The 6,556-nt window shown below is 72.7% G+C and carries 5 protein-coding genes; 3 read left to right on the top strand and 2 right to left on the bottom strand.

The window, feature by feature from the left end; all coding sequences use genetic code 11:
• Nucleotides 1-160: 160 nt before the first annotated feature.
• Complete coding sequence (locus G6R24_RS21710) at nucleotides 161-304, bottom strand: GPGG-motif small membrane protein (RefSeq protein ID WP_175084447.1); 144 nt, start codon at nucleotides 302-304, stop codon at nucleotides 161-163.
• 101 nt (nucleotides 305-405) lie between these two features.
• The gene (locus G6R24_RS16795; protein WP_391530289.1) at nucleotides 406-2,256 is read right to left on the bottom strand and encodes a glycerol-3-phosphate dehydrogenase/oxidase; all 1,851 of its coding nucleotides are present in this window, start codon (nucleotides 2,254-2,256) and stop codon (nucleotides 406-408) included.
• A 221-nt stretch (nucleotides 2,257-2,477) separates the two neighbouring features.
• Here G6R24_RS16795 and G6R24_RS16790 point away from each other — a divergent pair, with 221 nt between their 5' ends.
• From G6R24_RS16790 to G6R24_RS16780, 3 genes are all read left to right on the top strand, one after another.
• Nucleotides 2,478-3,680: an acyl-CoA dehydrogenase family protein gene (locus G6R24_RS16790; RefSeq protein ID WP_163550180.1), complete on the top strand. Its 1,203-nt coding sequence runs from the start codon at nucleotides 2,478-2,480 to the stop codon at nucleotides 3,678-3,680.
• 25 nt (nucleotides 3,681-3,705) lie between these two features.
• The gene (locus G6R24_RS16785; RefSeq protein WP_163550179.1) at nucleotides 3,706-4,974 is read left to right on the top strand and encodes an acyl-CoA dehydrogenase family protein; all 1,269 of its coding nucleotides are present in this window, start codon (nucleotides 3,706-3,708) and stop codon (nucleotides 4,972-4,974) included.
• Nucleotides 4,975-5,148: 174 nt separating this feature from the next.
• On the top strand, nucleotides 5,149-6,556 hold a 1,408-nt coding region (locus G6R24_RS16780; RefSeq protein WP_338084453.1), incomplete at its 3' end, for a sensor histidine kinase.

Genomic DNA, 6,556 nt, shown 5'->3' with positions numbered 1-6,556 from the left:
AAAGCATCCCAGCCAGCCGAGGAACAAAAAACAAACGATCTACGAGACCTGACCAGTTACGCTGAGACTTCTGGAGGAATACGGCCTCTGACGCGACCACGGGACCCACCCGCGCCGCCCGGACATGGCCCGAAAGCGACGCGGGTGAGCCCCGTGCGGCTCAGGCGAAGATGGAAACACCGCCGGGGCCAATGAGCAGCCCGACCACGATGAGCACGATGCCGTAAAGCAGTGCGCCGCGCACGATTGTCACGACACCGGCGATGACGAAAATCGCCGCGATCAACCAAAGAATAGTTCCCATGGTGGACGTCGTTCCGCGCCCCGGCTTCGGTAAAACCCCCGAGTGACATCGGGGCGCCCCCGATCTCGTCCCGCCGGGCCGTTCCCCGCCGTCCGCGCGGTTCAGCCCGGTGCCGTCGAGGAGGCTGAGGAGGCCGAGGAGGCTGAGGACGCGGCCGGCGCCGAAGGAGCCGCGGGGGGTGTCGGTGCTGGCGCGCGGCGCTCGGCGGGGTGGCCGAGGTGGCGCACGTCCGGCGCGCCCAGACGGGTGGCGTCGGCGGTGGCGTCGTCGGCCTCCTGCTGCGAGGCGCGTTCGGCCGCCACCCGGGCCAGGTAGTGCTCCACCTCGCGGTCGCGGTCGGCCGGTGCCCAGCCAAGGACGGGGGCGATGAGGTCGGCGACGGCCCGGGCCGTCTCGACGCCCCGGTCACGGGTCTCGATGGAGATCCGGGTGCGGCGGGTCAGCACGTCCTCCAGGTGCAGGGCGCCTTCGTGGGTGACGGCGTAGACGGCCTCGGCGGCCAGGTAGGTCGGCGCGCCGGGCAGCGGACGGCCGAGTTCGGCCCGGGACGCGGCCAGCTCCAGCACCTCCTCGGCGAGCGTGCCGTACCGGTGCAGCAGGTGTTCGATCCAGCCGACGTGCAGACCGCTACGGCGCGCCAGGAGCTCACGGGCGTTCCACAGGGCCGGGTAGCCGTCCGCGCCGAGCAGGGGGATCTTCTCCGTGCACGAGGCGGGGACCGTCCGGTTGAGCCCGCGGACGGCGGCGTCGACGGCGTCGGCGGCCATCACCCGGTAGGTCGTGTACTTCCCACCGGCGACCATCGTCAGCCCCGGCGCGGGGGAGACGACGGCGTGCTCACGCGACAGCGCCGAGGTGTCCTGCGACTCGCCGGCCAGCAGCGGCCGCAGACCCGCGTAGACGCCGGTGATGTCCTCGGTGGTCAGGGGGGTGCGCAGCACCCGGTTGACGGTGGTGAGCAGGTAGTCGATGTCGGCGCTGGACGCGGCCGGATGGGCGAGGTCGAGGTTCCAGTCGGTGTCGGTCGTCCCGATGATCCACTGCCTGCCCCAGGGGATGACGAACAGGACGCTGCGCTCGGTGCGCAGAATGAGCCCGGTCTCCCCGTGGACCCGGTCGCGCGGGACGACGATGTGCACACCCTTGGACGCCCGCACCGACAGCCGCCCGCGCCCGCCGACCATGGCCTGGATGTCGTCGGTCCACACCCCGGCGGCGTTGATCGTCTCCCGGGCGCGCAGCTCGATCTCCTCGCCGGACTCCAGGTCACGCACCTGGACGCCGGCGACCCGCTCACCCTCGCGCAGCAGCCCGACGACCCGGGCGCTGGTGGCCACCGCCGCGCCGTAACGGGCCGCGGTGCGGGCGACGAACATGGTGTGCCGGGCGTCGTCGACCTGCCCGTCCCAGTACTGGATGGCGCCGACGAGCGCGTCCGGGCGCAGGGACGGAAACGCCCGCAGCGCCGCCTTGCGGGTGAGGTGCCGGTGATGTGGCACGGTCCCGTCGCCACCGGGGCCGATGCGGGCCAGACCCTGGCCGAGGGTGTCGTAGAGCAGCACGCCACTGCCGAGGTAGGCCCGCTCCCAGCCGTGGCGGGTCAGCGGAAGCAGGAACGGGATGGCGTGCACGAGATGCGGGGCGAGCGTGTCGAGCATCAGCGAGCGTTCCCGCAGGGCCTCGCGCACGAGTGGGGCGTTGAGCTGCTCGAGGTAGCGCAGGCCGCCGTGGATGAGCTTGCTGGACCGGCTGGATGTCCCGGCGGCGAGGTCACGCGCCTCGACGAGGGCGACGGACAGGCCGCGGGTGGCGGCGTCGAGGGCCACCCCCGCCCCGGTCACGCCGCCGCCGATCACGACGATGTCCATCACCTCGGTGCGCATCCGGCGCAGTGCCGCGGTGCGACCGGCGGGGTCGAGGACCCCCGGCGCTGCGGGCCTGGTCGACGTCAAGACGGTGATCCTCCTTCGTGCGGCGCTGGCGGTGGCCGATCCCATCGTGCCGGTCCATCGTGCCGGCTCGCGGTGACCGTCGCCTGTGGGCTCCGTGAACGATGGGGTGTCGGGGACCAGGGGACCGTCCACCGACACATGGCCGGCCGTCGGGTACTACCGTCTCACTGTCTGCGCGCTAACGGGGGGAAGCGACGAAGCCGACAGATGGGGTTGACCACGTGGATCTGACCTACCCACCCGAAGTGGCGGATTTCCGTCGTGAGCTGCGGGCCTGGCTGGCCGCGGAGCTGCCCGCGGCGTGGGCGGCACCGGGCTTCTGGACCACGCTGGGCGAGGACGAGTCCTTCGACCTGCGCCGCGGCTGGGAGCGGCGCAAGGCCCTGGCCGGTTTCGGTGGGATCGACTGGCCGACCGAGTACGGCGGCCGCGGCGGTTCGCCCACGATGGCCGCCCTGGCCGACGCGGAACTGGCCCGCGCCCGCGCGCCCCGTTCGGTGAACCCGTTGGGCCTGACGTTCCTGGCGCCGACCGTGATGGCCGTCGGCACGCCCGAGCAGAAGACCGGGATTCTCGCGCCGATGCTGCGCAACGACGTGATCTGGTGCCAGGGTTTCTCCGAACCCGAATCCGGCTCGGACCTCGGCTCGGTGCGTACCCGGGGCGAACGCGACGGCGACGACTTCCTCGTCCATGGCCAGAAGGTGTGGACGACGTCGGCCCGCCACGCCGACCGGATGTTCGCCCTGGTGCGCACCGATCCCGCCGCGAGTCGGCACCGCGGCCTGTCGCTGCTGCTGATCGACCTGCGTTCACCCGGTGTCGAGGTGCGCCCGATCCGGCAGCTGAGCGGGATCAGCGAGTTCGGCGAGGTGTTCTTCACCGATGTGCGGGTGCCCGCGGCGGACTGCGTCGGCGGCCTCGGCAACGGCTGGGCGACGGCGATGCTGCTGCTGTCGTTCGAGCGTGGGGCGTCCGCGATGGGCCAGTACACCGACTTCCGCCGGGCCTACGACCAGATCGTCGAGGTCGCCCGCGCGCTCGGCCGTGACCGTGACCCGTCGGTCCGCCAGTCCCTGGCACGCCGCCTGGTGGAGCTGGAGTGCCTGCGCTACCACGCCCTGCACGTGCTGACCGAGGTCGAACGCGGCCGGGACCTCGGCTTCGCCTCGTCGGTGACCAAACTGCAGTGGTCGCAGGCCTACCAGGGCCTGTTCGACACGTTCGACGAGGTGCTCGGCGCGGATGTGGGCCTGGACCATCCGCTCGGCGAGTTCGGTGAGTCCGGCGGTCTGGATCTGACCGCCTTGCGGCGGGAGAGTTTCTGGACCCGGTCGGTCACCATCTGGGGTGGCTCATCCCAGATCCAGCGTTCGATCGTCGCCGAACGCGTGCTCGGCCTGCCCAACTCCCGCCTCGCCTGAGGCCCGTCCCGAGGAGCCCGCGCCCGTGTTCTTCGCTCTCACCGATGAGCAGCGTGCCCTGGCCGAGACCGTCCGTGACGTGCTCGCCGATCGCTTCGACCTGACGGCGGTACGGGCGGTGTTCGAGGACACCGGCGGCGACGGCCATCCCCGCGAACTGTGGCGGACGATCGGTGACCAGGGCTGGTTGTCGGTGTGCGTGCCCGTCGACCAGGGCGGCCTCGGCCTCGGCCTGGTCGACGCGCAGGTGATCGCCCGGGCCTTCGGCGCCGGCGTACTGCCCGGACCGTGGGCGTCGACCGTGCTCGCCGGCGAGGCGGTGCGCCGGTTCGGTTCGTCGGCGCAGGCCACCGCGGTGCTGGGTCCCCTCGGGGGCGGTGAGCTCGTCGCCACGGTCGCGCTGCGTGGCCCCGGCGGCGGCCTCGGCCGGCCGGGTATCGCCGTGCGCGCCACCTCGGACGGCCGTCTGTACGGGATGGCCAGCGGGGTCGAGTACGCCGCCGTCGCCGACCTGCTCGTCGTCGCAGCCCTGGAAGCCGCCCCGGAAACGGCGCCCGGCGCGGACGCCGATGCCACGGGAGGCACGGCGGTCGTGCCCGTCGACGGCGTCGGCCTGTATCTGGTGGATCCGTGCGCGGTGGGGGTGCGGGTGGCGCCGCAGTCCGGGTTCGACGGGACGACCCGCCTCGCCGCGGTGACCCTCGAGGGCGTGCTGGGCCGGCGCCTGCCCGGCTCCGACGACGCGGCCCTCGCCGACCTGCTGCGCCGCGGCGCGGTGCTGGCCGCCGCTGATCTCGTCGGTCTCGCCCGGGAGGCCCTGCGGCGCACGGTCGCCTACGACAGCGCCCGCGTCCAGTTCGGTCGTCCGGTCGGCTCCTTCCAGGCGCTCGCGCATCACCTCGCCGACCTGCACGTCGCGGTCACCATGGCCGAGCACGCCGTCCTGTTCGCCGCCCACGCCGTCGACTCCACCCCCGCCGACATCCCTGCCAACGTCACCCCCGCCGACACCCCTGCTGACGCCACGGAGCTGGCTGACCCGGTGGACGTCGAGCCGGTGGACGTCGACCGGGTCGACGCGGTGCTCGCCGTGGCGATCGCGAAGAGCAAGGCCAGTGACACCGCGCGGGACGTCACCGCCGCGATGATCCAGTACCACGGTGGCATCGGCTACACCTGGGAGCACGACACCCACTTCTTCTACAAGCGTGCCAAACGACTCGCGGCGGCCTACGGCGACAGCGGGGACCATCTGGCCGAGATCGCGCGGACAGCGGTGGGCCCCATGTCGTAGCCCCGAGCGAGCACGGCGTCGGGGGACGGCAGACACATGTCCACGGCAGCGGACATTTGGGTTTACTCGGAGCTTTTCCTCGGCCAGATCGGCCCGCGGCGGCCTGTCGCGCGTCCCGGGTGTCGGCACGGGTAGCCAGATCGTCCACACTTATGCGATATGAACGGACGTTCCGTGCAGGCACTGGCAAGGGTGATGGCCAGGTGCGCCATCCAGCTGCGGATGGCGCACCTGGCATTCCTGGTGTCGTCCGTCGCGGTCTGGTTCGACCGGTACCGTGACCATCCGGTCGCGGTCGCCGGGGCGGCCGGGATGTTCGCGTGGAGCGTGCTGGTCCTCATCCTGCTGCGCCGCCAGCTCGCCGACGCCCGCCCGGACGACCAGCCCGCCGCCGACCGGCACGCCGATCCCGCGTCCGCCGCCGATCCTGACGCCGGTGCGGTGCCGGGCCTCGACGGTGAGCGGGAGGACGCCGGGGCGTCGGTCCGCATCCCACCGGTGCTCGCCAGGCTGGACGTGCTGATGGCGACGGTGGGTGTCGCCCTGGCCCCCTGGATCGTGCCGGATCCGGTGCGCGGTGATCCGTCCTCGCTGGTGTTCGTCGCCGCCCTCACCGCGGCGGTCACCGCGGCCTTCTCACTGACCCGGCGGGCCCTGCTGGGTGCCGTGGCGCTGCTGGGCGTCGTCCATCTCGTCACGGGAGTGGGGCAGCGGCCGCAGGTCTTCGCGGCGACGCTGATCCTGATCGTCGTCGCGACCTTGCTGCGTTACGCGCTCATGCGGCTGCTCCGGGTCGCCGACGACGCCGATCTGCGCCAGCGGAAGTCCACGGCGCGCCGTCGACGGATGCTGGTCGCCGAGGCGCGCGAACGGGCGGCGCAGGAGAGCGAACGCCTGCTGCACGACACGATCCTCAACACGTTGACCGGCATCGGCATGGCCGAGGACATGCCCGTGGGGCTCCTGCGCGAGCAGTGCGCGCAGAGTGTGCGCGAGGTGGAGGAACACCTCGGACCGCGGCCCGTCGGCGCCCGCCGGTCCGGCCCCGGTCTGCTCGAGCGCCTCGCCCGGACGGTGACCCAGGCCAGCGCCGCCGGCCTGAAGATCACCGTCGACCATGTCTCCCACGACACGACGATCGATGGCACCGCGGACGGGACCGGTGTGGGCTGGGTGCCCGACGAGGTGGCGACGGCCGTGGTCCTGGCCGCGGGGGAGGCGCTGCGCAACGTCCGCTTCCACGCCGGGACCGACGAGGCCCGGGTCGTCACGCTGCTCGAACCGGGCCGGCTGCGGGTGAGCATCATCGACCGTGGGCGGGGTTTCCAACCGGACGAGGTCGCGGCGAACAGTGTCCGCCTAGGCCTGCGCAGCTCCGTGTCGGCCCGGATGCGCGCGGTCAGCGGGGACGCCCGCATCACGTCGGCACCGGGCCAGGGCACCGAGATCACCCTGGCCTGGGACGGGCCGCCGCGGGTGCCCGTCCACATGCCAGGGTGGGCCGAACCCGCGTCCACCGCCGCGCTGCCCGCCGACGGCGCACCGCTTCTCGACGGCGCACCGCTTCTCGACGGCGCACCGC

The sequence above is a fragment of the Candidatus Frankia nodulisporulans genome (assembly GCF_902806475.1).
In the GTDB taxonomy this organism is placed as follows: Bacteria; Actinomycetota; Actinomycetes; order Frankiales; family Frankiaceae; genus Frankia; species Frankia umida.
The sequence above is the reverse complement of the archived record's forward strand: the minus strand, read 5'-3'. Positions and strand labels throughout refer to the sequence as shown.

Coding starts and splice junctions, on each gene's coding strand:
- G6R24_RS21710 (WP_175084447.1), bottom strand. CDS start 304: ATGGGAACTATTCTTTGGTTGATCGCGGCGATTTTCGTCATCGCCGGT.